Origin of the sequence: Bordetella genomosp. 6 (genome assembly GCF_002119705.1) — a bacterium.
In the GTDB taxonomy this organism is placed as follows: domain Bacteria; phylum Pseudomonadota; class Gammaproteobacteria; order Burkholderiales; family Burkholderiaceae_B; genus Bordetella; species Bordetella bronchiseptica_F.
In genome coordinates this window covers 3671999-3695309 of record NZ_CP021107.1, presented here as the reverse complement: position 1 = coordinate 3695309, position 23311 = coordinate 3671999, and the positions used below count along the sequence as shown (strand labels likewise).

The 23311-nt window shown below is 70.1% G+C and carries 26 protein-coding genes; 10 read left to right on the top strand and 16 right to left on the bottom strand.

The genetic code is table 11. The features are described 5' to 3' along the window. The first annotated feature begins 151 nt into the window (after positions 1 to 151). The 3 genes from tkt to CAL11_RS17325 all read left to right on the top strand — a co-directional run bounded on the left by tkt (position 152) and on the right by CAL11_RS17325 (position 4527). A complete protein-coding gene (gene tkt / locus CAL11_RS17335) occupies positions 152 to 2188 on the top strand; it encodes a transketolase (RefSeq protein WP_068925385.1) in 2037 nt (678 codons plus the stop codon). A gap of 17 nt (positions 2189 to 2205) precedes the next feature. After that, positions 2206 to 3216: a type I glyceraldehyde-3-phosphate dehydrogenase gene (gene gap, locus CAL11_RS17330; protein WP_003809444.1), complete on the top strand. Its 1011-nt coding sequence runs from the start codon at positions 2206 to 2208 to the stop codon at positions 3214 to 3216. Positions 3217 to 3333: 117 nt separating this feature from the next. Further along, positions 3334 to 4527, top strand: a complete 1194-nt coding sequence (locus tag CAL11_RS17325; protein WP_086093635.1) for a phosphoglycerate kinase — start codon at positions 3334 to 3336, stop codon at positions 4525 to 4527. An 8-nt stretch (positions 4528 to 4535) separates the two neighbouring features. Here the strand turns inward: CAL11_RS17325 and fabI are convergent, their stop codons facing one another. The 8 genes from fabI to CAL11_RS17285 all read right to left on the bottom strand — a co-directional run bounded on the left by fabI (position 4536) and on the right by CAL11_RS17285 (position 12095). After that, a complete protein-coding gene (gene fabI / locus CAL11_RS17320) occupies positions 4536 to 5309 on the bottom strand; it encodes an enoyl-ACP reductase FabI (RefSeq protein ID WP_086093634.1) in 774 nt (257 codons plus the stop codon). Further along, on the bottom strand, positions 5306 to 6496 hold the full coding sequence (locus tag CAL11_RS17315) for an acetate/propionate family kinase (protein WP_068925386.1): 1191 nt from the start codon (positions 6494 to 6496) through the stop codon (positions 5306 to 5308). The genes fabI and CAL11_RS17315 overlap by 4 nt, the downstream gene beginning before the upstream one ends. Before the next feature lie 25 nt (positions 6497 to 6521). Continuing rightward, a complete protein-coding gene (locus tag CAL11_RS17310; RefSeq protein ID WP_033464975.1) occupies positions 6522 to 7460 on the bottom strand; it encodes a phosphate acetyltransferase in 939 nt (312 codons plus the stop codon). Then, on the bottom strand, positions 7457 to 9787 hold the full coding sequence (locus CAL11_RS17305; protein WP_086094612.1) for a DUF3141 domain-containing protein: 2331 nt from the start codon (positions 9785 to 9787) through the stop codon (positions 7457 to 7459). The genes CAL11_RS17310 and CAL11_RS17305 overlap by 4 nt, the downstream gene beginning before the upstream one ends. A gap of 151 nt (positions 9788 to 9938) precedes the next feature. After that, positions 9939 to 10580, bottom strand: a complete 642-nt coding sequence (gene yfcF, locus CAL11_RS17300) for a glutathione transferase (RefSeq protein ID WP_086093633.1) — start codon at positions 10578 to 10580, stop codon at positions 9939 to 9941. A gap of 101 nt (positions 10581 to 10681) precedes the next feature. Beyond that, positions 10682 to 11011: a DHCW motif cupin fold protein gene (locus tag CAL11_RS17295; RefSeq protein WP_015064307.1), complete on the bottom strand. Its 330-nt coding sequence runs from the start codon at positions 11009 to 11011 to the stop codon at positions 10682 to 10684. A 31-nt stretch (positions 11012 to 11042) separates the two neighbouring features. Continuing rightward, positions 11043 to 11591 (bottom strand): DinB family protein, encoded by a 549-nt coding sequence (locus CAL11_RS17290; RefSeq protein WP_033464969.1) that lies wholly within the window; start codon positions 11589 to 11591, stop codon positions 11043 to 11045. Positions 11592 to 11609: 18 nt separating this feature from the next. Next, positions 11610 to 12095, bottom strand: coding sequence for a GNAT family N-acetyltransferase (locus tag CAL11_RS17285; RefSeq protein WP_033464966.1), 486 nt, complete (start codon positions 12093 to 12095; stop codon positions 11610 to 11612). A 183-nt stretch (positions 12096 to 12278) separates the two neighbouring features. Here CAL11_RS17285 and CAL11_RS17280 point away from each other — a divergent pair, with 183 nt between their 5' ends. The 4 genes from CAL11_RS17280 to CAL11_RS17265 are packed head-to-tail and all read left to right on the top strand — an operon-like array spanning position 12279 to position 14637. Then, positions 12279 to 13217 carry a DnaJ C-terminal domain-containing protein gene (locus CAL11_RS17280; RefSeq protein WP_086093632.1) on the top strand — a complete coding sequence of 313 codons (939 nt, stop codon included), beginning with the start codon at positions 12279 to 12281 and terminating at the stop codon, positions 13215 to 13217. Between the two features lie 2 nt (positions 13218 to 13219). Then, positions 13220 to 13537, top strand: a complete 318-nt coding sequence (locus CAL11_RS17275; protein WP_015064303.1) for a chaperone modulator CbpM — start codon at positions 13220 to 13222, stop codon at positions 13535 to 13537. Between the two features lie 45 nt (positions 13538 to 13582). Further along, positions 13583 to 14296 carry an AzlC family ABC transporter permease gene (locus tag CAL11_RS17270; protein ID WP_086093631.1) on the top strand — a complete coding sequence of 238 codons (714 nt, stop codon included), beginning with the start codon at positions 13583 to 13585 and terminating at the stop codon, positions 14294 to 14296. Further along, positions 14293 to 14637 (top strand): AzlD domain-containing protein, encoded by a 345-nt coding sequence (locus tag CAL11_RS17265; protein ID WP_015064301.1) that lies wholly within the window; start codon positions 14293 to 14295, stop codon positions 14635 to 14637. The genes CAL11_RS17270 and CAL11_RS17265 overlap by 4 nt, the downstream gene beginning before the upstream one ends. Positions 14638 to 14657: 20 nt before the next feature. Here the strand turns inward: CAL11_RS17265 and CAL11_RS17260 are convergent, their stop codons facing one another. Beyond that, positions 14658 to 16133 carry an inorganic phosphate transporter gene (locus CAL11_RS17260; protein WP_033464963.1) on the bottom strand — a complete coding sequence of 492 codons (1476 nt, stop codon included), beginning with the start codon at positions 16131 to 16133 and terminating at the stop codon, positions 14658 to 14660. Between the two features lie 185 nt (positions 16134 to 16318). On the opposite strand from CAL11_RS17260, the gene mog reads away from it, so the two are divergent. The 3 genes from mog to CAL11_RS17245 are packed head-to-tail and all read left to right on the top strand — an operon-like array spanning position 16319 to position 18215. Beyond that, positions 16319 to 16969, top strand: a complete 651-nt coding sequence (gene mog, locus CAL11_RS17255; protein WP_015064299.1) for a molybdopterin adenylyltransferase — start codon at positions 16319 to 16321, stop codon at positions 16967 to 16969. A gap of 53 nt (positions 16970 to 17022) precedes the next feature. Further along, positions 17023 to 17358 (top strand): hypothetical protein, encoded by a 336-nt coding sequence (locus CAL11_RS17250; RefSeq protein WP_086093630.1) that lies wholly within the window; start codon positions 17023 to 17025, stop codon positions 17356 to 17358. After that, complete coding sequence (locus CAL11_RS17245) at positions 17355 to 18215, top strand: M23 family metallopeptidase (protein WP_086093629.1); 861 nt, start codon at positions 17355 to 17357, stop codon at positions 18213 to 18215. The genes CAL11_RS17250 and CAL11_RS17245 overlap by 4 nt, the downstream gene beginning before the upstream one ends. A 22-nt stretch (positions 18216 to 18237) precedes the next feature. On the opposite strand, the gene CAL11_RS17240 is transcribed toward CAL11_RS17245, so the two are convergent. The 7 genes from CAL11_RS17240 to CAL11_RS17210 all read right to left on the bottom strand — a co-directional run bounded on the left by CAL11_RS17240 (position 18238) and on the right by CAL11_RS17210 (position 23207). Continuing rightward, positions 18238 to 18519 carry a hypothetical protein gene (locus CAL11_RS17240; RefSeq protein ID WP_086093628.1) on the bottom strand — a complete coding sequence of 94 codons (282 nt, stop codon included), beginning with the start codon at positions 18517 to 18519 and terminating at the stop codon, positions 18238 to 18240. A 74-nt stretch (positions 18520 to 18593) separates the two neighbouring features. Next, a complete protein-coding gene (infA, locus tag CAL11_RS17235) occupies positions 18594 to 18857 on the bottom strand; it encodes a translation initiation factor IF-1 (protein ID WP_003809486.1) in 264 nt (87 codons plus the stop codon). 362 nt (positions 18858 to 19219) lie between these two features. Further along, entirely contained in the window at positions 19220 to 19624 is a 405-nt protein-coding gene (locus tag CAL11_RS17230; RefSeq protein ID WP_086093627.1) for a GFA family protein, read from the bottom strand. A gap of 128 nt (positions 19625 to 19752) precedes the next feature. After that, entirely contained in the window at positions 19753 to 20085 is a 333-nt protein-coding gene (locus tag CAL11_RS17225; RefSeq protein ID WP_086093626.1) for an FmdB family zinc ribbon protein, read from the bottom strand. 19 nt (positions 20086 to 20104) lie between these two features. Continuing rightward, positions 20105 to 20620 carry an AmiS/UreI family transporter gene (locus tag CAL11_RS17220; protein ID WP_086093625.1) on the bottom strand — a complete coding sequence of 172 codons (516 nt, stop codon included), beginning with the start codon at positions 20618 to 20620 and terminating at the stop codon, positions 20105 to 20107. Positions 20621 to 20672: 52 nt separating this feature from the next. After that, positions 20673 to 21899 carry a formamidase gene (fmdA, locus tag CAL11_RS17215; RefSeq protein ID WP_086093624.1) on the bottom strand — a complete coding sequence of 409 codons (1227 nt, stop codon included), beginning with the start codon at positions 21897 to 21899 and terminating at the stop codon, positions 20673 to 20675. Positions 21900 to 22076: 177 nt separating this feature from the next. Continuing rightward, positions 22077 to 23207: a helix-turn-helix transcriptional regulator gene (locus CAL11_RS17210; protein ID WP_086093623.1), complete on the bottom strand. Its 1131-nt coding sequence runs from the start codon at positions 23205 to 23207 to the stop codon at positions 22077 to 22079. Positions 23208 to 23311 lie beyond the last annotated feature (104 nt).

The window sequence follows — 23311 nt, the reverse complement described above, 5'->3', positions numbered from 1 at the left end:
TTCGGCGCCCCGGCGCCGCGATCCGGGCAAGCCGGCCGCCGCGGCGCGCACTATCGGGGACGGATATTCTCCCGGTGCTAAAATCTGGAGCTTTTCAATCCTTACACCTGACGTCGGATTGACCGGCCGCCAGGGTCACAGAGCCTCCCGAATGAGCAACCCGACCGCCCCTAAACTTGCCTTGGCGGATGCCATCCGCGTACTTGCGATGGACGCCGTGCAGAAAGCGAATTCCGGACACCCCGGCGCGCCCATGGGAATGGCCGAAATCGCGCAAGCGCTGTGGCTGGGCAACCTGCGCCACAATCCGGCCGATCCGGCCTGGGCCAACCGCGACCGCTTCGTGCTGTCCAATGGCCATGGCTCGATGCTGATCTACGCCCTGCTGCACCTGACGGGCTACGATCTGCCCCTGGAAGAGCTGAAGAACTTCCGCCAGCTGCATTCGCGCACGCCGGGGCACCCCGAAGTGGGCATCACCCCGGGCGTGGAAACCACCACCGGCCCGCTGGGCCAGGGCCTGGCCAACGCGGTCGGCATGGCGCTGGCCGAGTCCCTGCTGGCGGCCGAGTTCAACCGCGCCGGCCACACGGTGGTGGACCACCACACCTATGTCTTCCTGGGCGACGGCTGCCTGATGGAAGGCATTTCGCACGAGGCCTGCTCGCTGGCCGGCACGCTCAAGCTGTCCAAGCTGGTGGCGTTGTACGACGACAACGGCATTTCCATCGACGGCCATGTCGAGCACTGGTTCGCCGACGACACCGCGACGCGCTTCGAGGGCTACGGCTGGAACGTGATCCGCGGCGTGGACGGCCACGACGTGGCGGCGGTGGACGCGGCCATCAAGCAGGCGCGCGCGCAATCCGAGAAACCCACCCTGATCGTCTGCCGCACCGTGATCGGCAAGGGCTCGCCCAACATGGCGGGCACGCACAATGTGCACGGCGCGCCGCTGGGCAACGACGAGATCGCCGCCACCCGCGCGGCGCTGGGCTGGTCGGCCGGCCCGTTCGAGGTGCCGCAGGACATCTACGCCGCGTGGGACAGCCGTCCCGCCGGCGCGCTGGCGCAGGCCGCCTGGGAAGACAAGTTCCAGGCCTACGCGGCCCAGTATCCGGCCGAGGCCGCCGAATTCACGCGCCGCATGAAGGGCGAGCTGCCCGAAGACTTCGCCGCCCGGTTCGAGGCCTTCCTGCAGGCCACCGTGGCCAAGGGCGAGACGGTCGCCACCCGCAAGGCGTCGCAGTTCGCGATTGCCGAGCTGGCCGGCCTGCTGCCGGAAATGCTGGGCGGCTCGGCCGACCTGACCGGCTCGAACTTCACCGACTGGAAGGGCGTGGCGCCGGTGCGCGCCGGCCACCACGGCCTGCATTTCGGCCGCCATATCAACTACGGCGTGCGCGAGTTCGGCATGGCCGCCATCATGAACGGCATCGCGCTGCATGGCGGCTACCTGCCGTTTGGCGGCACCTTCCTGACGTTCTCGGACTACTCGCGCAACGCCATCCGCATGGCGGCGCTGATGAAACAGCGCGTGGTGCACGTGTTCACGCACGACTCCATCGGCCTGGGCGAGGACGGTCCGACCCACCAGTCGATCGAGCACGCCGCCAGCCTGCGCCTGATTCCCAACCTGTCGGTGTGGCGGCCCTGCGATACCGTCGAGACGGCTGCTGCCTGGGGCGCGGCCGTGACGCGGCCGGCCAGCATCGGCATGGACGTGCGCGACGGCGGTCCGACCGCGCTGCTGCTGTCGCGCCAGAACCTGCCGTTCGTGGCGCGCGACGAGGCCACGCAGAAAGCGATTGTTCGCGGTGGTTACGTCTTGCGCGACGCACACGACGCGCGTGCGGCTATCATCGCCACGGGCTCGGAAGTCGCCATCGCGCTGGCCGCGCAGGAATTGCTGGCCGCCGACGGCATCGCCGTGCGGGTGGTGTCCATGCCCAGCACCGACACGTTCGATCGCCAGGACGCCGAATGGAAGCGCGAGGTGCTGCCGGCCGGCATGCCGCGCGTCGCCGTCGAGGCGGGCGTGACCGCGTTCTGGCACAAGTACGTAGGCCTGGAAGGCGCCGTGGTGGGTATCGACCGCTATGGCGAGTCGGCGCCCGCCGGGGCTTTGTTCAAATTCTTCGGACTGACCGCTGAAAAGGTGGCCGAGGCCGTCAAGCAGGTTTTGTAAAAAAGGGAGATCAAGTCATGACCATTCGCGTCGCCATCAACGGCTACGGCCGCATCGGCCGCAACATCCTGCGCGCCCACTACGAAAACGGCAAGAAGCACGATATCGAGATCGTCGCCATCAACGACCTGGGCGATCCCAAGACCAACGCGCACCTGACGCGCTTCGACACGGCGCACGGCAAGTTCCCCGGCACCGTGACGGTCGACGGCGACTACATGGTCGTCAACGGCGACAAGATCCGCGTGCTGGCCAACCGCAACCCGGCCGAGCTGCCCTGGGGCGAGCTGGGCGTGGACGTGGTGCTGGAATGCACGGGCTTTTTCACCTCCAAGGAAAAGGCCGGCGCGCACCTGAAGGGCGGCGCCAAGAAGGTCATCATCTCGGCGCCCGGCGGCAAGGACGTCGACGCCACCATCGTGTTCGGCGTGAACCAGAACGTGCTCAAGGCCGAGCACACCGTGATCTCCAACGCCTCGTGCACCACCAACTGCCTGGCCCCGCTGGTCAAGCCGCTGCACGACAAGCTGGGCGTGGAAACCGGCCTGATGACCACCGTGCACGCCTACACCAACGACCAGGTGCTGACCGACGTCTACCACGAAGACCTGCGCCGCGCCCGTTCGGCCACCATGAGCATGATCCCGACCAAGACCGGCGCGGCCGCCGCGGTCGGCCTGGTGCTGCCCGAGCTCAACGGCAAGCTGGACGGTTTCGCGATCCGCGTGCCGACCATCAACGTCTCGCTGGTCGACCTGTCCTTCGTGGCCAAGCGCGACACCACCGTCGAGGAAGTCAACAGCATCCTGCAGGCCGCCGCCGAAGGCGAGCTCAAGGACATCCTGACCTACAACACCGAGCCGCTGGTGTCGGTCGACTTCAACCACAACCCGGCCTCCAGCAACTTCGACGCGACCCTGACCAAGGTGTCCGGCAAGCTGGTCAAGGTGTCGTCGTGGTACGACAACGAGTGGGGCTTCTCGAACCGCATGCTCGACACCACCGTCGCGCTGATGTCGGCCAAGTAAGCAGCACGGCCTGAACAGGGCGCAAGGGCCAGGTTGGTTTTCCCGTCAAGGGGAAACGGATCTGGCCCTTTTCGCAGGCAGGCCCCGGACGCCATCCACACAGGAACCGAATACAGTATGTCCAAAGTCAACACGCTTTCCGCGCTGGCCAAGAGCGGCGCTCTGGCCGGCAAGCGCGTCTTCATCCGCGCCGACCTCAACGTGCCGTTCGACGACGCCGGCCGCATCAGCGAAGACACCCGCATCCGCGCCTCGGTGCCCGGCATTCGCCTGGCGCTGGATGCCGGCGCGGCGGTCATGGTCACCTCGCACCTGGGCCGCCCCAAGGAGGGCGCGCTGACCGAGGCCGACTCGCTGGCCCCGGTCGCGCAGCGCCTGTCCGAATTGCTGGGCATGCAGGTGCGCCTGGTGCCCGACTGGGTCGACGGCGTTTCCGTCGAGCCCGGCGAGGTCGTCCTGCTGGAGAACTGCCGCGGCAACGTGGGCGAGAAAAAGGACGACGAAGGGCTGGCGCGCAAGATGGCGGCGCTGTGCGATGTGTACGTCAACGACGCCTTCGGCACCGCGCACCGCGCCGAGGCCACCACGCACGGCATCGCGCGCTTCGCGCCGGTGGCCTGCGCCGGCCCGCTGCTGGAGGCCGAGCTCGACGCCCTGGGCCGCGCGCTGTACGATCCCAAGCGGCCGCTGGTGGCGATCGTGGGCGGCTCCAAGGTGTCGACCAAGCTGTCGATCCTGCAATCGCTGGCCGACAAGGTCGACCAGCTGGTGGTCGGCGGCGGCATCGCCAACACCTTCATGCTGGCCGCGGGCCTGCCCATCGGCAAGTCGCTGGCCGAGCCCGAACAGGTCGAGCAGGCGCGCGCCGTGATCGACATCATGAAGCGCCGCGGCGCCGAGGTGCCGATTCCCACCGACGTGGTTTGCGCCAAGTCGTTCGGCGCGGATGCCGCGGCCACCGTCAAGGCGGCCGCGGACGTGGCCGAGGACGACATGATTCTCGACATCGGTCCGCAGACCGCGCAGCGCCTGGCCGACATCCTCAAGGCGGCCGGCACCATCGTCTGGAACGGCCCGGTCGGCGTGTTCGAGTTCGACCAGTTCGCCCATGGCACCGAGGTGGTGGCGCGCGCCATCGCCGACTCGGCGGGCTTTTCGATTGCCGGCGGCGGCGATACGCTGGCGGCCATCGCCAAGTACGGCATCGCCGAGCAGACCGGCTATATCTCGACCGGCGGCGGCGCCTTCCTGGAATTCCTGGAAGGCAAGGCGCTGCCGGCCGTGGCCGTGCTGCAGGCGCGCGCCGCGTAAGGCGGGCCTCAATCGATGATGTGGTAGCCGCCGTCGATGTAAAGGGTCTGGCCGGTGATGCGGCGCGCCGCGTCGGTGGCCAGCCAGGCGGTGGCCTCGCCCACGTCGTCGATGCCGACCAGGCTGCGCGCCGGCGCCTTGGCCTGGGCCCGGTCGAGCAGGGCGTCGAAGCCGGCGATGCCCGAGGCGGCGCGGGTCTTCAGCGGCCCGGGCGAGATGGCGTGCACGCGTATGCCCTGCGGGCCCAGTTCGGCCGCCAGATAGCGGGTGGCCGATTCCAGCGCCGCCTTCACCGGCCCCATCATGTTGTAGTGCTCCACCACCATCTGCGAGCCGTAGTAGGTCATGCAGAACAGGGTGCCGCCCCTGGGCATCAGGGGTTCGGCCAGGTGCGCCATGCGGATGAACGACCAGCACGAGATGTCCATGGCCTGCAGGAAGCCTGCGCGCGAGCAGTCGACCACGCGCCCCTGCAGATCGTCGCGCGGCGCGTAAGCGATCGAATGCATGACGAAGTCCAGGCCGCCCCAGTGCGCGCCGACTTGCTCGAACACGGCTTCGAGCTGGCCGTCGACGCGCAGGTCCAGCGGCAGCAGCAGGGCGGCGTCGATGCTGCGCGCCAGCGGTTCGACGTGCGCGCGCGCCTTGTCGTTCAGGTAGGTGACGGCCAGTTCGGCGCCCAGCGCGCGAAAGGCGCGCGCGCACCCCCAGGCAATCGAATCCTGGTTGGCGATGCCGGTGACCAGCCCGCGCCGGCCCCGCAGGGGAGCGGCGGCGTTCATGCCTGCCTCCGCCGCACCAGCGCCAGCGTGTGCTGGGCGATGATCAGTTCTTCGTTGGTGCGCACCACGTACACGCCGATGGCGCTGTCGTCGCTCGAGATGCGCGGGCCGTGGCGGGCGTTGCGCGCCTCGTCCAGCCGCACGCCCAGCCACTCCCAGCGGCGGGCAATGGCCGCGCGCACCGGCGCGGCGTTTTCGCCGATGCCGGCGGTGAACACGATGGCGTCGATGCCGTTCATGGCGCAGCCCAGGCCGGCGATGCCCTCGGCCACGCGCCAGGCGAAGTAGTCCAGCGCCAGCCGGGCCGCCGGCGCGTCGCTGGCCAGCAGCTCGCGCACGTCGTTGCCGATGCCCGACAGCCCCTTCAGCCCGCACTCGTGGTAGAGCAGGTGCTCGATGTCGTCGTGGCTCATGCCGCGCTCCATCATCCACAGCACCACGCCCGGGTCCAGGCGGCCGGGCCGGGTGCCCATGGGCAGGCCTTCGAGCGCGGTAAAGCCCATGGTGCTGTCGACGCTGCGGCCATCGACCATGGCGCAGGCCGAAACGCCGTTGCCCAGGTGGGCAGCCACGATCCTGCCGCCGGCGATTTCGGGCAGCGCGCGCCGCAGGCGCTGGGCGATGTACTCGTACGACAGGCCGTGAAAACCGTAGCGCCGCACGCCTTCCTGGTACAGGTGCTCGGGCAGCGCGTAGCGGTCGGCCAGCGGCGAATGGGCGCGGTGGAAGGCCGTGTCGAAGCAGGCTACCTGCGGGATGCTGGGCCGGCGCTCGCGGATCACGCGGATCGGCGCCAGGTTGTTGGGCTGGTGCAGCGGCGCCAGCGGCGTGAGGTCGTCGAGCTGCGCCAGCACGTCATCGTCGACCAGCACCGGCGCGTCGTACTCGGTGCCGCCATGCACCACGCGATGGCCGATGGCGTAGGGCGCGCCGCCCAGGTGGCCGCTGAGCCAGGTGCCCAGCACTTCCTGGGCGCCGGGCACGTCGGCCGCGTGCGTGGGCGCCACGTCGCGCTCGAGCAGCGTCTGGCCGTCCTGGGCGCGGATGCGCAGGTGCGGGCGCGATCCGCCGATGCCGTCGAGCTGGCCGCCCAGGGTGGGCAGCAGCTCGTCGCCTTCGGCGATCTCGTACAGGTAGAACTTGAGGCTGGAGCTGCCGGCGTTGATGACGAGCAGGGTGTCGCTCATGGTCGCGTACTCCGTTGGCGCCGCTTCAGGGCAAGGGGGTGGCGCGCGCCAGATGATGGGCGTAGAGGGTGGCCACCGCGCACGAGGCCAGGCGGGTCTGGGCGCTGTCGGCGCGGCTGGTCAGGATGATGGGCACGCGCGCGCCCAGCACGATGCCGGCGGCCTGGGCGTTGGCCAGGAAGCTGAGGTTCTTGGCCAGCATGTTGCCGGCTTCCAGGTCGGGCACCACCAGGACCTGCGCGCGGCCGGCCACCGGCGAGACGATGCCCTTGACCTGCGCGGCCTCGGGGCTGATGGCGTTGTCCAGCGCCAGCGGGCCGTCCAGGATGCCGCCCTGGATCTGGCCGCGGTCGGCCATCTTGCACAGCGCGGCGGCCTCCAGCGTGCTGGGAATGCTGGGCATGACCTGCTCGACCGCCGACAGGATGGCCACGCGCGGCTCGCCCAGCCCCAGCCCGAGATGCAGCGCGATCGCGTTGCGCACGATGTCGGCCTTGGTTTCCAGGTCGGGGAAGATGTTGATGGCCGCGTCGGTGATGAACAGCGGCTCGGGGTAGGTGGGCACGTCCATGATGAACACGTGGCTGATGCGGCGCTCGGTGCGCAGCCCGGTGTCGCGCGCCACGACCTCGTGCATCAGTTCGTCGGTGTGCAGGCTGCCCTTCATCAGCAGGCTGGCCTGGCCGCCGCGCACCAGCTCGACCGCGGCGGCGGCCGCGGCGTGGCTGTGCGGCGCATCGACGATGGCCGCCCCGCCCAGCTCCAGGCCGCAGCGCTCGGCCACGTCGCGGATTTTCTGTTGCGGCCCCACCAGGATGGGCGTGAGCAGGCCCAGCTGCATCGCCTGCAGCGCGGCGCCCAGCGAGGTTTCGTCGCAGGGATGGGCTACCGCGCAGGGCAGCGCGGGCAGGGTGCGCGCGTGCGCGATCAGGCGTTCGTAGTGGTTGTGGCGCGCCGCGCTCATGCCGCGCGCCCCTTGCGCGGGGCCGCTGCCTTGCGGCCAGCCGGCCTGGCGGCCGTCTTGCCCGCCACAGTCTTGCGCGCGGGCGTCTTGCGCGCCGGCGCGGGCGCGTCGGCGCGCTTGACGGCGCGCCGCTCGGCGCCCTGGAACAGGCGCTTCATTTCGTCCAGGCTCTCGCGCGCCCGGTCGCTCAGCGGGCCGGCGGCCTCCAGCACGTGGGTGATTCCCTGCAGGGTGGCGCGGATGTCGGCGGCGCTGGCGTTCTCCAGCAGCTTCGGGATGGCGCGGATCGCCGCCGGCCCGTCGAGCTGCATCATCAGCGCCTGGTCGCGCGTGGCGTCCTTGAAGGCCTGCAGCGACAGCTTGGCGTCGGTGTCGGCGCGCATCTTGCGGATCATGGTGAAGCTGCGCTCGTCGACGCCGCCCTCGGCGCCGCTGACATATAGCAGCATGCGCAGGCCGGCTTCGCGCAGCCCGCCCTGGTCGATCTGCGCGCGCAGCTCGGCCGCGCGCGCGGCCATGAAGTCGCGGTGCTCGGGCGAAACGCCCGGGTGCTTGCGCGGGGGGCCGTCCTTGGCGCCCAGGCCGGCCCAGTCCTGCACCAGCGGCGAGCCATAGGTGGCCATGAAGATCCGCTCGCAGGCCGAGTCGCGCAGGTCGCGCCAGATGTCCAGGCCCGCCACGATGGCGTTGGACGCCATCTTCTGCAGCGCCCAGAACGGGTTGTCCGCCGTGGCGGGCTGGCGCTGTTCGCGGACCTGCTCGGCCAGCTGCGCGACAGGCGCCACCCAGGGGTTGCGGTCGGAAATCAGCTCGTAGGGCAGGCGCAGCGGATGCATGCGCTGCATCCACTCGGCCGATTGCGGCGTGACGGCGGCCCGCACCCACGGCTGCACGAAGCTGCGGTACAGGCCCAGGTTGATGTCGGAAATGCGGGCCACCGCCGCGAAGCGCTGGTCGTCTTCCTCATTGCGCTCGACGATCTCGCGCACGTCGTCCAGGCGACGGCGCTCGAACGACAGCACGTAGTCGCCGTAGGCCAGGTCGGCGTTGGGCGTGTCGGGCGTCTTGTCGGCGATCTCGGCCTGGTAAATGCCGGGCGGCAGCACGTCGATGACGTCGATGTTGGCGGTGAATTCCTGGTGCTCCTTGCGCGCCACCGCGCCGGAGACGAAGATGCCCAGGTGACCGATGCTTTCATGCACCGCATAGACGATGGTCTGGTTGTGCGCCACCACCTCGCGGTCGTCCTGGTACAGGTCGGTGATCCAGCCCAGCGCCTGCGGCGGCGGCGTGATGTTGTCGCCCTTGGAGCAGAACACGATGATGGGCGAGCGGATGTTGCGCAGGTCGATGCGGATGCCGTCGGAGGTGACCAGGCCGGCGGTGGCCAGGCGGTTGCCCACGAACAGGTTGTCGACGATGTACTGGATTTCGGGGCCGTTGAGGAACACGTGCCCGCCCCACCATTTCTCGAATTCGAGGTAGCGGGGCGCCTCGGTGTCGACCTTGGCGTAGAGGTTGTACTGCTTGCTCCACAGCGTGTTGGCCGGGTTGAGGTTCTCGAAGTTCTGCACCAGCCAGGCGCCGTCGAACTTGCCGTTGCCCAGGTCGCTGGTCATCTGGGTCAGCCAGCTGCCGCCCAGCAGCCCGCCCGAGTAGCGCATGGGGTTCATGTCGCGCCAGCCGGCCCAGTACGACAGCGGCGCGCCGGCGACGATGATGGGGCCGAACAGCTCGGGCCGCATCGCGGCCGTCATCATGATCTGCCAGCCGGCCTGGCAGTTGCCGACCACCACCGGGCGGCCTTCGGCCTGCGGATGCAGGGCGATGATCTCTTCCAGGAAGCGCGCCTCGGCGCGCATCACGTCCTCGACCGTCTGGGTGTCGGTCGGGTGCGGCAGGAAGGTGGCGAAGTAGCAGGGGTGGCCGGCGCGCACCGCCACGCCGATTTCGCTTTCGGGCTTGAAGCCGCCGATGCCGGGGCCGTGGCCGGCGCGCGGGTCGACCACCAGGAACGGGCGCTTCTGCGGGTCGGCCGGCGTGTCCGCGGGCGGGACGATGCGCAGCAGCGCATAGTTGACGGGGCGTTCGAACTTGCGCCCGTCGAGCACCAGCTCGGACTTCATGCTCAGCACATTGGGGGCGCGCTTGGCCATGTGCGTCAGGTACTGGTTGCCGCGCTGGCGCATCACGTCGGTGTACAGGATGCCGCGCTGCCAGGCGTCCAGCGTGTATTCGTACGCGCTGGTCCAGAGGTTGGCGGCGGAATGCGCGGCCGGGGCGGGGGAGCGGTCGGGGGCGGTGCGATCGGCGGCGGGTGCGGCCATGGCGATCTCCATTGCGATGCGGCGGCTGGCCTGGAGCCGTAGCGGCCGGCTCCCGTGTGGGGAGCGGATTCGGGGACCCTTGTGGGTTTACCCTATTACACCGCAAACGATGTTGCGGTGCAACATTCAAATGGCCGGGGCGCCGGCCCCTTCAGCCGCGGGCCGCCTCGTAATGCCGCAGCCATGCCTGCACGCTGGCGCGCTGCCATTGGGCCGCCGCGTAGTCGCGCAGCGGCGCGGGCAGGTCGTCGCCGCTACAGGCCAGGCGGTTGAGCATCAGCGCCAGTTCGGTGTCGGCGATGCTCCAGGCGCCGAACAGGTGCGCCTGGCCGGGTGGCAGCAGCGCCTCGGCCACGCGGATCAGCTTGGCGGCGTCGCAGTGCGCGGCATCGTCCAGCGGCGTGGTGGCCGGGGTATCGAAGACGGAGTCGATCGGGCGCGCCCGCCGCAGCGCCGCCAGGTCGGTGCGCAGCCAGGCCTGCACCTGGCGGGCGCGGGCGCGCGCCTGGATGCCGGCCGGATACAGCGCGGGGTGCGCCGGCGGCGCGAAGGCGTCTTCCAGGTATTCGTGGATGGCGCTGGACTCGGTGAGGTGAAAGCCGGCATGCGCCAGGGCCGGCACCCGGGCGGTCAGGGCGCGGCTCTGGTAGGGCTGCATGCGCTGCTCGCCGGCAGCCAGGTCCACCAGGCGGACTTCGAACTCCAGCTGTTTCTCGGCCAGGGCGACATGGGCCAACATGGCGTAGGGGCTGCGAAAACGGGCGTCGACGTACAGGGTCAGGGGGGCGGGCAACGGCGGGCTCCTGGAACGGCAGGCCACGCGTGCCGCGGTGGCCGATCGCTACAGCGTAGCGCAAACCGGGCCGTCCTGCCCGTCGGTGTGGCGCGCCGGAGTCAGTCGACGATGAACAGCCGCGCGCCGTCGCGGGTCGAGGAGCGGTGCGCCTCGGCCTGGTCGGCGACCTGGTAGCTCATGCCCGGGGTCAGCACGAAAGTGCGGCCGTCCTCCAGTTCGGTGTGCAGTTCGCCTTCCAGGCAGAACAGGATATGGCCCTTGCTGCACCAGTGGTCGGCCAGGTAGCCGGGCGTGTATTCGACCACGCGCACCCGGATGTCGCCGAACTGGCGGGTGCGCCACAGCGCCTTGCCGGATTCGCCCGGATGCTCGGTCTGGGGCACGGTCGACCAGTCGGTGGTGCCGAAGGGGATGTCGTGCATTTTCATGGGCTTCAGGTCCTTTGCGATGAGGGGGGATTCAGGCCGGGGCATCGCCGGACGCGGGCACGCGCAGCACCAGGTCGGTGGCGCCCATGTCGATGCCGGCTTGCGACAGCAGGGTGGTGGCCTGGCCGCGGTGGTGGGTCTGGTGGTTGAAGAAGTGCAGGACCAGGCCGCCGAACGGGCGCCGCGCCGTCTCGCCTGCCAGGCTGGTGTACGCCAGTTCGCAGGCCAGGTCCTCGGGGCGCAATTGCGCGGTCCAGTCGACGATGCGCTGGTCCAGCCAGGCGCGGTGCGCGGCCAGCGGCGGCAGCGCCGGGTAGAGGATCTCGTCCAGGCGCGCCGGGGTGGGCAGCGCAAGCACGGGCTGCAGGGCGGCCGGGCGAGCGGGGTGCGCGGCGAAGCGCCGCAGCCAGACGCGGTCGCCCACCGCCACGTGGTTGAGCGTGCCCAGCAGCGAGCCGAAGTAGGCGCCGCGCTCGCGGGCCAGCTCGGCCGGCGGCAATTGCGCCGCACAGGCATACAGGCGCTGGTTCATCCACTGGTTGTAGTCGGCGAGCAGCTGCAGGTCGGCGGGGCTGGGCATGGGGGCTCCGGAGGCGGGTCAGGCGGCCAGCTTCTTCTGCCAGAACATGGCGCGGCCGGTGTCGGCCGCCAGTTCGTAGCCGGCGTAGCCGAGGCGGCGGTACAGCGCCTGGGCGCGCGTATTGCCTTCCAGCACCTCCAGCGTCACCTTGCAGCAGCCCAGCCGTGTCGCCAGGGCTTCGAGCGCCTGGAGCAGGCGCGTGCCCACGCCCTGGCCGCGGAAGCGTTCGGCCACCGCCAGGTCGTGCAGGTTGAGCAGGGGGCGGCAGGCAAAGGTGGAAAAGCCTTCGATGCAGATGGCCAGCCCGGCCGGCTCGCCGTCCTGCCAGGCCAGCAGCGCGCGGGCGTGGGGCCGGCGCGCCAGCTCGCCCACCAGGTTGGCGCGCGCATGGGCCGACAGCGGCTCGCCGCCGCCCATGGGGCCGCGGGCGTACTCGTCGAGCAGGGCGATGATGGCCCGGCCATGGGCGGCGTCGTTGAAATCGGCTTCGATGATTTCCAGCACGGTGTTTCCTGTAGGGGGCGTGAATGCGGCGCGCGGGGCGCGGCGCGCAAACGGCCATTATGCCGCGCCCATGCGGGGCGTTTGCGCCGGCGCATTGAAAAAACGGGTGCCAGCGCCTATCTTTACCCTATTCGACCGGCCGCGGCGCGTACCCGGCCGCCCCATCCCTTACGAGGCCGGAATATGGAGTTCAAGGACTACTACAAGATTCTCGGCGTGCAGAGCGACGCTCCCGAAGACGAGATCCGGCGCGCCTATCGCAAGCTGGCGCGCAAGTACCATCCGGACGTCAGCAAGGAAAGCGACGCCGAAACGCGCATGCGCGACGTCAACGAAGCGTACGACGTGCTGGGCAACCAGGAAAAGCGGCAGGCCTACGACAACCTGGCCGCCGGCGTGGCGCCCGACGGCGGCTTCCAGCCGCCGCCCGGCTGGGACCAGGGCTTCGAGTTCCACTATGCGCGCGAGGGCGAGGGCGACCAGCAGTTCAGCGATTTCTTCTCGTCGCTGTTCGGCGGTCAGGCGCGCCGCCGCGCGGCGCAGCAGGACTTCCGCGCGCGCGGCGAGGACCACCATGCCGCCATCGAGGTCGATCTCGAGGACGCGCTGCATGGCGCCACGCGCGACATCAGCCTGCGTTCCATGCAGCCCGACGAGCACGGGCAGCCGCAGGTGCGCACGCGCACGCTGAGCGTGCGCATCCCGGCCGGCGTGCGCGAGGGCCAGTACATCCGCCTGGCCGGGCAGGGCATGCCCGGCTACGGCGGCGCCGAGAACGGCGACCTGTACCTGGAGGTGCGCTTCAAGCCGCATCCGCGCTACCGCGCCGAGGGCCGCGATCTCTACATGAACCTGCCCGTGGCGCCCTGGGAGGCGGCGCTGGGCGCGCAGGTCGAGGCCCCCACGCCGGGCGGCGCGGTCGAGGTCGCGGTGCCGCCCGGCTCGCGCAACGGCCGCAAGCTGCGGCTGCGCGGCCGTGGCATTCCGGGCGATCCGCCCGGCGATCTGTACCTGGTGCTGGACCTGGTGCTGCCGCCGGCCGATTCCGACGCCGCGCGCGAGGCGTACCGCAAGATGGCGCAAGACCTGGCGTTCGATCCGCGCCGCAATTTGGGAGTCTGAACATGAGCAAAATCGTGGTGACCCAGGCGACCGTGATCGGCAAGTCGCGCGCGTTGAGCGCCGAGGAACTGGCCCATGCCTGCGACGCGGAAGTCGAGTGGGTGGCGCGCCTGGTCGAGGTGGGCATCGTGCCGGCGCGCGGCCGCCAGCCCGCGGAGTGGCGGTTCTACAGCCTGGATCTGCGGCGCGCCCGCGAGGCGCGCCGCCTGGAGCGCGACATGGGCGCCGGGCTGGATGCCGCGGCGCTGATCCTCGACCTGTGCCAGGAAGTGCGCGAGTTGAAGGCAAGGCTGCGCGCGCTGGGCGAGCCGCCGGCATAGGCCTGCGTACAATCGTCAATCCGTCACTCTCTTGCTACCCATCCCATGCGCAGCAAGCCCATTGACGCGCCCGGCACGCCGGGCGCGCCCGTTTCCGCCGGCCTGAAGGCCTGCATCCCCGTCATGATCGGCTACTTCCCGGTGGCCGTGGCCTTCGGCATCGCGGGGCTGGCCGCCGGCCTGCAGCCCTTGCAGGTCATCCTGATTTCGGTGTTCGTCTACGCGGGCGCCAGCCAGTTCCTGCTGCTGGCCTCGATCAAGGCCGGCACGCCCTGGCTGTGGGTCGTCGCGCTGTGCTCGCTGCTCAACGCGCGCCACCTGCTGTATGGCCCCTTGCTGGCGCGCTTCCTGCCCGAGTCCCTGCGCGAACGGCTGAGGATCGCCTTCCTGCTGACCGACGAGGTGTTCGCGACGGCCTTTCACCGCATGGGCGCGGTCCGGCCGGCCAGCCGCGGCCGCTGGATCACCGCGCTGGGCCTGGGCGCCTGGGCGACCTGGATCGCCGGCACCGCGGTCGGCGTCTATGCGGGCGAAGGGCTGGAGCGCCACTACCCGGTGCTGTCGCAGGTGATGCGTTTCGCGCTGCCGGCGCTGTTCCTGGCGCTGGTGTGCCAGAGCATGCAGCCCGGCATGCGGCGGCCGGTGCTGGCCGCGCTGGCGGTGGGCGGCGCGCTGGCGGCGGCCGGCCAGACCACGCTGGCGATCCTGGCCGGGGCCGCCGCGGGCTGCCTGTGCCATCGTCCGGAGCGGCGCGCATGACGGGCCAGAGCATCGGTTTCTGGGCGGCGGTGGCCGCCATGGCGGTGATCACTTATCTCACGCGCGCGCTGCCGTTCATGCTGTCGACGCGCAGCCGCCTGTTGCGGCGCCTGTCGGAAGAGGGTTCGGCGCTCGCGGCGCTGGGGCCGTCGCTGCTGGCCGGCATCGCCGCGGCGGTGATCGTGCCCGACCTGGTCGGCGCGCAGGCCGTGGACGGGCGCGGCGCCTACATAGGCGGCCTGGTGGTCACCGCCGTGGCCGCCCGGCTGGTGGGCAACAGCGGCGCGGCGGTGATACTGGGGCTGGCCGGTTACGGCCTGCTGCTGGCGCTGGGCCTGTAGGCGGCCCGGGCGCGCGCCGCCTACGCGGCGAGCAGCGTGCCCACCCAGAACAGGCCGGCCGACAGCAGCATCGAGGCCGGCAGCGTCAGCACCCAGGCCATCAGGATGGTGCGCACGGTGCCGCCCTGCAGCCCGCTGTTGTTGGCGACCATGGTGCCGGCCACGCCGGACGACAGCACGTGGGTGGTCGATACCGGCAGGCTGAACACATTGGCCAGGCCGATGGCGCCGACCGCGGTGACCTGGGCCGCCATGCCCTGGGCGTAGGTCATGCCCTGCTTGCCGATTTTCTCGCCCACGGTCAGCACCACGCGGCGCCAGCCCACCATGGTGCCGATGCCCAGCGCCAGCGCCACCGCCACGATGACCCACAGCGGCGCGTATTCGGTGGTGGCGGTGAGGTCGCTGCGCAGGCGCTGCAGGTCGGCGCGCTCGCGCGCCGGCAGGCCTTCCAGCCGCGCGACCTTCTTGGCCGTATCGTCCAGGCACAGCAGGTAGCGCCGCACATCGATGCGCTTGTCGGCCGACAGGTCGGCGTAGCTGGTCACGCCGCGCAGGTCGTCCTGCAGGGCGGCGATGGTGGGCATGGTCAGTTGGGGATCGCAGCGGAACGTCTCGGGCAGGTCGGCGCCGTTGCCGCCGCGCGACAGGGCCAGGAACTCGCCCAGGGTGGCTTCGTTGCGGTGGTAGAACGCGCTCAGGTGGCTGGCGGCGTCGCGGGTGCGGTCGATCTGGTAGGTGGTGCTGTTGACGTCGAGCACGAACTTGGCGGGCACGATGCCGATCAGCACCAGCATGATCAGCCCGATGCCCTTCTGGCCGTCGTTGGAGCCGTGCACGAAGCTGACGCCCATGGCCGACAGGACCAGCACCAGGCGGTTCCAGAAGGGCGGGTGCTTCTTGGCGTCGATGGCGCGGCGCTGTTCGGGCGTCTTGTGCATTTTCGACAGCGGCAGCCAGCGCTTGAGCAGCAGCAGGATGCCGCCGGCCACCATGAAGCCGGCCACCGGCGAGACCACCAGCGACAGGCCGATGTCGATCGCCTTGCCCCAGTTGACGCCGTCGGCCAGCGAGATGTCGGTCAGCAGGGCGTTGGCCATGCCCACGCCCAGGATGGAGCCGATCAGGGTGTGCGAGCTGGAGGCCGGGATGCCGAAATACCAGGTGCCCAGGTTCCAGGCGATGGCCGCCGACAGCATGGCGAAGACCATGGCCAGGCCGCGTCCGGTATCGACGTTGATCAGCAGTTCGACCGGCAGCAGGTGCACGATGGCGTAGGCCACGCCCACCCCGCCCAGCAGCACGCCGAGGAAGTTGAAGATGCCGGAGAGGATGACGGCCAGGTGCGGCGGCATGGCCTTGGTGTAGATGACCGTGGCCACCGCATTGGCGGTGTCGTGAAAGCCGTTGATGAATTCGAAGGCGAGAACGAACGTCAACGCCAGGACGAGGCTGAGACCTACCCAGAGGTCTAGGCCGGAGAAAAGATGGAGCATGGGAGCCAGGTGAGGGGTGTGGTGTGGCGGAATTATTGCAGATTTGTGACCCATCCCGGGCGCGCCGCGCGGCGCGTTAGAATGCCGCGAGAGATCCTCCGGCGCCGCCGCCCCGGGGCCGGCCTTCGGCGGCCCGGCCCGCGCGGCCCGTTCCGTTCCCCCTGCCGCCGCCCGCGATGCCCGCCATGTCCACGCCTACCGCCCTTTCGGCCCCGCTTGTCCGCCGCCATCCCGACGAACTGCTCATCGGCCTGGTGTCGATTTCCGACCGCGCTTCCAGCGGCGTCTACCAGGACCAGGGCCTGCCGTCGCTGCGCGACTGGCTGGGGACGGCCCTGACGTCGCCCTGGCAGGTCGTCGAGCGCCTGATCCCCGACGAGCCCGCCGCCATTTCGGCCGCGCTGGTCGATCTGGTGGACGGCTGCGGCTGCGACCTGGTGCTGACCACCGGGGGCACCGGCCCGGCGCGGCGCGACTGCACGCCGGAAGCGACCCTGGCCGTGGCGACCAAGGAGATGCCCGGGTTTGGCGAGCAGATGCGCCAGATCAGCCTGCGCTTCGTGCCCACCGCCATCCTGTCGCGCCAGGTCGCGGTCATCCGCGAGACGGCGGACCACGCCGCGCTGATCATCAATCTGCCGGGCCAGCCCAAGGCGATCCGCGAAACGCTGGAGGGCCTGAAGGACGCCGACGGCGCCGTGCTGGCGGCCGGCGTGTTCGCCGCCGTGCCCTATTGCATAGACCTGATCGGGGGGCCGTATGCCGAAACCGATCCGGCCGTGATCAAGGCGTTCCGGCCCAAGTCGGCGCTGCGCCAGCCGGCCGCCAGGCAATAGGCCGTGCGCTATAGTGGGCGCGCCGTTTTTCAGATTTTCAGGAAGAAGCCTCGATGAAAGCCCGTTTCGTACTGCTGGCCCTGGGCCTGGCGCTGGCCGGTTGCGCCAATGTGAAGGACATCCGTGACCGCGAGCCGGCCTTCTATGGCTCGCCGCAGCGTTCCGCCCAGGAGTACGCGGCATGCGTCAGCGCGGCCTGGAAGGGGCTGGGCGTGCCGGTCGAGCAGCGCGAGATCCGCAACGGCTATGAACTGGTGTCGCGCGGCAGCCTGGGCGTGGACGCGGTGCTGACCACCACCACCTGGCAGGGCAAGACCGACGCCAGCCTGTCGACCCGCCTGCCGCAAAGCGGCCAGCAACTGGTCGACGCCGCCAACCTGTGCCTGTGAGCGCGGCTTCCCGCCTGTGGCGCGGCGCCTGGCTGGCGCTGGCCCTGCTGGCCGCCCCGGCCGCGCAGGCGCAGGGCTACATCAGCCGCAAGCTGAACGCGCCGGTGCCCGGCGGAGTGGCCGTGGTCGACCTGGGGCAGGCCGCCCAGGCGCCGCAGGTCACGTACCGCGGCCGTCCGGTCATGGTGTTGCGCGAAGCCGAAGGCCCGTGGATCGCCGTGGTCGGCATTCCGCTGGCGGCCAGGCCCGGCAGCGAGGCGATCTCGGTGCGGAGCGCCGGCGGCGCGGCGCGCAGCATCGCATTCGACATCGGCGCCAAGAAGTACACGGCCCAGCACATCAAGCTGAAGAACCAGCGGCAGGTCACGCCCAATCCGGACGACCTCAAGCGCATCGAGCGCGAGCTGGCCGAGCAGACGGCCGCCTATCGCATCTTCCGGGCCGGCGTCACGCCCAGCAATGTGCTGCTGGACCGGCCGGTGCCGGGCCGGCTGTCCAGCCCGTTCGGCCTGCGGCGCTTTTTCAACGGCCAGGAGCGCAATCCGCATTCCGGGCTGGATTTCGCCGCCGCCGCGGGCACGCCGATCAAGGCGCCGGCGGCCGGGCGCGTCGTGCTGGTGGGCGATTACTTCTTCAATGGCAGGACGGTGTTCGTCGACCACGGGCAGGGCTTCATCAGCATGTTCTGCCACATGTCGGAGATCGACGTGAAGGTGGGCGACGAGGTGCCGCGCGGCGGCGTGGTGGGCAAGGTGGGCGCCACCGGGCGCGCCACGGGGCCGCACCTGCACTGGAACATCAGCCTGAACGACGCGCGCGTCGATCCGGCCATTTTCATCGGGGCGTTCAAGCCCTAGGCGCGCGCAGGGGCGGGGCCGCTCAGGCGGTCTGCTCCAGCTCGGCCAGCAACTGGCGGTGCAGGCGTTCGGCGTATTGCAGCTCGTTGATGGCTTGCTGGTGCAAGTGCTGCTGCTCGTCCAGGCAGTTGTCGTACTTGACCTGGGCCTGGGCGTAGGTGAGGCCGGTGTTGCGCAGGCTGTTGATGAACGCCTCGCGCGAGCGGCGCAACAGGCGCAGGCCGTCCTCGCCGAGGCCGAACGCGCGCCGGGCGCTGTTCAGCCGGTCGGCGGCTTCCCGCAGGGTTTCATGCTTGTCCGTCATGGCGCCATTTTTCCATGTCTGGCGCTTCGCTGCACGACGGCGGGCGGGCCGGTACGCAACGGCCCGCTGGGGAATCAGCGGCGGTGCTGCGGCGGACGGCTGGGCGGGCCCGAGCGCTCGTCCTTGTGGCGGAAGTTGATACGGCCCTTGGTCAGGTCGTAGGGGGACATTTCCAGCGTCACGCGGTCGCCGGCCAGGATGCGGATGCGGTGCTTGCGCATGCGGCCCGACGCGTAGGCGCCGACTTCGATGCCGTTGTCCAGTTTGACGCGATAGCGGCTGTCGGGCAGCACTTCGTCCACGATGCCATTCAGTTCGATCAGTTCTTCTTTCGCCATCAGGTACTCCTCGTCAAAGGCGGGCGCCGGGGGGCGCCATATGCGTAAGGCCCCCGCGCGGCGGCGCAGGCCGATCCGACTGGCACGGGTACGGGCCACGAGAAGCCCCGGCAGGGGCACGATAGGCAGGTACTCACGCCGCTAGGGCTGTGTGCGCTCGGGGGCGCGGCTTGGTCGCAGCGATACGGGTGTCGCCGGAAGAAGCGGACGGGCGACGCCCCTGTCGGGATGACAGGCTGGGCGCCCAGGAAAGCCATCGAAAAAAGATTTGCGCCAAGGCAAATCCGATGGCTTTTGCGGAAAAATCAATCACTTATTGTAGCGCGGTTGTCAAATAATGACCAGCCCCCGCGTAGTGCCATTCAGTGCCCGGGGCGGCCTTCGGGGTACTGCGGCAACGCATCGGTAATGTCGTGCCACGGCGCTTTGTGGGCGACGTAGACGTGGCAGGCCGCCTTGACGCCGGGATCGTCGTCCAGCGCGCCCAGCGGCAGGGCGTAGACATCGGGCGTCTGGTCGAAGCGGCTGAGCAGCGGGGTGCCGCAGGCGCTGCAGAAACCGCGGTAGTTGCCCGGCGAGGAGCTGTACCAGGTGACGTCGCTTTCGCCGCGGACGAAGGCGAAATGCTCGGCCCGCACCGTGGCGCGCGTGCGGAAGGCGGCGCCGTGGGCCTTGCGGCACATGGCGCAATGGCAATTGAGCGCATCGGCAAGCGGGCCGTCGACGGTGTAGGCCACCCGGCCGCACAGGCAGGAACCGTTGAGCATGATCGCAGTCTCGGAAAGACGGGTATTCCCAATATACCCGTTGCCCGGCGGCCCGGCGCGCCATTCGTGGCGGCGGGGGGCGGGCCGCATTCCCGCGGCCGGCCCGGGGTTGGCGGCGTCCGGCGGCGTCAGTGGTGGCCGACCATGGAGCGGTGCGGCGAAACCACCCATGGGCCCGGGCCCAGCCCGGCCGGCACCGGCGCGTGGGCGTGGCCATGCCCGTGCCCGTGGTCATGCGCGGGCGCCTGGCGGCTGACCACCGCCGGTTCGTGCGCGCTTTTCTCGTTGCGCGCGTGCGCCTGGCGCACGGCCGGGTTCATGTCGGACAGGAACGGCGCGGTGACCGACTTGGGCGCGCGCTCGCCGCATTGCGGGCAGGCCAGCGCCGCGCCGGCCTCGCGCAGGGCGCGCCAGGCGCGAAACAGGCCGCATTGCGGGCAGGCATAGTCATATAGAGGCATGACGGGGCTCCTCGATGGGTCAGGTCAGCGTGCCGTTGAGCAGCAGGTAGCCGGGGATCCAGCCGGTCACGATGCCCTCGATCACGGTCAGCATGCCGGTGGCGCGGGCGATGGGGCGCTTCCTGACCAGCAGCAGGTAGAACATGAACCACAGCACCGCCCAGGCCACCCAGTTCAGGCCCAGCCAGTAGCCCCACAGCGTGCTGGCCTGGGCCAGCGTCTGCAGGGCCACCGGCACGGCGGTGAGCGCCACGAACAGGCTGTACCAGCCCAGGCCGCGGCCATCGGCGCCGTTGTAGCGGTTCAGCGCCACCCAGATATACGTGAAGGTGAACAACAGCGTCAGCGCGGCGGCGCGCACCGACAGCGGCGAGGCGTCCTGGCCGAAGGCCAGGCGCAGCGACACCAGCAAGGTCAGCGCGCCCGAGAAAATATTGATGATCCAGATCTCCTTGTCGCCGATCTTTTCGAGCAGCCACAGGCCGTTGAGGAACAGCACCGCGCCGACATACAGTAGGGTCAATCCGAGCAACATGAAGAGCTCCTTCGCGCGCGCCGCGGCCTGGCCCCGGCGCGCGCCGTGCGCCTCAGCTGGTGGCGGCCACCTTGGCCTTGCCGACCTTGGCCGACGGGCCGGCCGCCGTGGGCCGGATGTCGAAATCGAAGATCTCCGTCGGAATGGCCAGCGTGCAGCATGCGTTGGGAATATCGACGATGCCGCTGATGCGGCCCTCGACCGGCGCCGTGCCCAGGATGATGTAGGCCTGCTCGCCGGTGTAGCCGAACTTCTTCAGGTACTCGATGGCGTTCAGGCAGGCGCGGCGGTAGGCCACGTGGGCGTCCAGGTAGTACTGCTCGCCGGTATGCTCGTCGACCGAAATGCCCTCGAACACCAGGTATTCGGCGAAGTGCGGCTCGATCGGGCTGGGCTTGAAGATCGGGTTGACGATGCCGTACTTGTTGATGCCGTCCTTGATCAGATCGACCCGTATGTCGAGAAAGCCCGCCATTTCGATGGCGCCGCAGAACGTGATCTCGCCGTCGCCCTGCGACCAATGGATGTCGCCCATCGACAGGCCGCCGCCCTTGACGTACACCGGGAAGTACACGCGCGAACCGCGCGACAGGTTCTTGATGTCGCAGTTGCCGCCGTGCTCGCGCGGCGGCACCGTGCGCCACGCTTCGGCGCCGGCCTTGCGCGCGGCCTCGCCGTTCATCTGGCCCATCAGCGCGGTGTTCGCGTAGGGCGGCGCCAGCAGCGGCGGCACGCGGTCCGGGTCGGTCGCCAGCAGCGCCGCCTCGCGCTTGTTGGCGCGGTCCAGCAGCTCGCGGTCGGGCAGGCAGCCGATCAGTCCCGGATGGATGATGCCCGGCCAGCGCACGTTGGGCACGTGGCGCGACGTGGTGTAGATGCCGTGGAAGTCCCAGCACGCCTTGCGCGCGTCGGGGAAGTGCTCGCACAGGAAGCCGCCGCCGTTTTCGCGCGCGAAAATGCCGGTAAAGCCCCAGGCCGACTCGGGCAGCGCGCCGACGTCCAGCAGGTCGACCACCAGCAGGTCGCCCGGTTCGGCGCCCTTGACCCCGAACGGCCCGCTCAGGTAATGCACGCGCGTGAGGTCGACGTCGCGCACGTCGTTGGCGCTGTCGTCGTTGCCGATCTGCCCGCCGGTCCAGTCGTAGCATTCGACGCGGAACTCGTCGCCCGGATTGAACCATTCCACCATGGGGATATCCGGGTGCCAGCGGTTGTGGGTCTTGGTCGCCTGGTCTTCCGGCGCCTTGTTGAATTCGACATGAAATGCGGTTTGTGCCATGGCCTTGTCTCCTGGTGGTCGCCCGAGGACGGGCGCGGCCGGCGCGTGCGTCGTGGCCGGTTTCCTGCCATGTTAGGGACGCGCCGGGCATGGCACAGCCTTTGCGCGAGGGAATTACAGATCGCCGCCGCGAGGCAGCGGCGCTCCCCTGGTCGGGGGAGGCGCGTGCCCCCGGTTTCAGTAATCGGCGCGTTCGCGCAGGCTCATCAGCTCGGCCTGGCGGTGGGTGTTGGTCTTGCGGAATATCTGCTTGAGATGGCTGCGCACGGTGTGCTCGGAAATATGCAGCGAGCGCGCCACCCGGGCCGGGGTCATGCCTTGCAGGATCAGGGCGCTGACCTTTTCCTCGGCCGGACTGAGCGCGAAGTGATCGGCGAACCGGCGCATGGCCTGGCGGGCGTCCTGGCCCGGATCGCTGATCAGCAGGCCGACCAGGGCGCCGGCCTGGCCGCCCTGGGCATTGCTGTCCGGGCCGAGCGCGCACAGGGTCAGCTGGATGGGGGCGGCGCCGTCGGCCTCGGCCAGCGCCAGGCTGGCGCGGCCAGGCCTGCCGGCCAGCGCGGCCTCGGCCATACGGTGGATGCGTTCGCGCAGCGGCTTTTGCAGCGCGGCATCGCGGGCGGCCAGCCGGCCGTCGACCAGCCGCAGCTGCGCCGGCAGGGCGTCTGCCGCGACTTCGCCATGCAGCACCGCGCCGTCGCGATCCAGCACCAGCACCGGCGGCAGGTAGGCTTGCACGACGCGCGCGAGCAGGCTGGCCAGCCGGGCCTGCGCGGCGCAGCGCGCGCGCACCTCGAACACCGTCATCAGGTGCGGCATCAGCGTGCGCAGGCGCGCGCGGTCGGCGCCGTCGAACGGCGCCTGCTCCTTGCGACGGTGCAGGACGAGATACCAGACATGGTTGCGCTGGCGCGCCAGCACCCCGCACAGGCGATGGAACAAGCCATGCGGGCGCAGGATCTCGCGGTAGAAATCGGTCTGCAGGAAGTCCTCGGGCGCGATCAGTTCCGGGCTGTCCAGGATGCGTCCGGGCAGGTAGGGCGCCTTGGACAGGAACCAGGGGTTGAGCGGGCGGCCCTGGTCGTAGATGGCCTGCAGCGGACCGTCGGCCGGCGCCTGGTAGAGGATGCGGCCGGCGCCGGCATCGAAATCGTAGTGGGCCAGGGCGGCGGCGCGCGTGGCGAAGCGGCGGCACAGCGCCGCCAGCACTCGCTGCCATTGCGTGTCGTCGTTCAAGGTGCCGTAGAGCGCATGCAGCAGCCGGTCTTCGGTTTGCGCGGCGGCCGCGGCGGCTGGTCTGGCGTCCATCGCTGTCCTCGGCGGCAAGGTCGGGGGCATGGTTGCCTGGGCGCCTCGCCGGGCGGCGGGCGCGACGCGAAATAGTCGCAATATTGTGAGCGTGGGCGACCCCG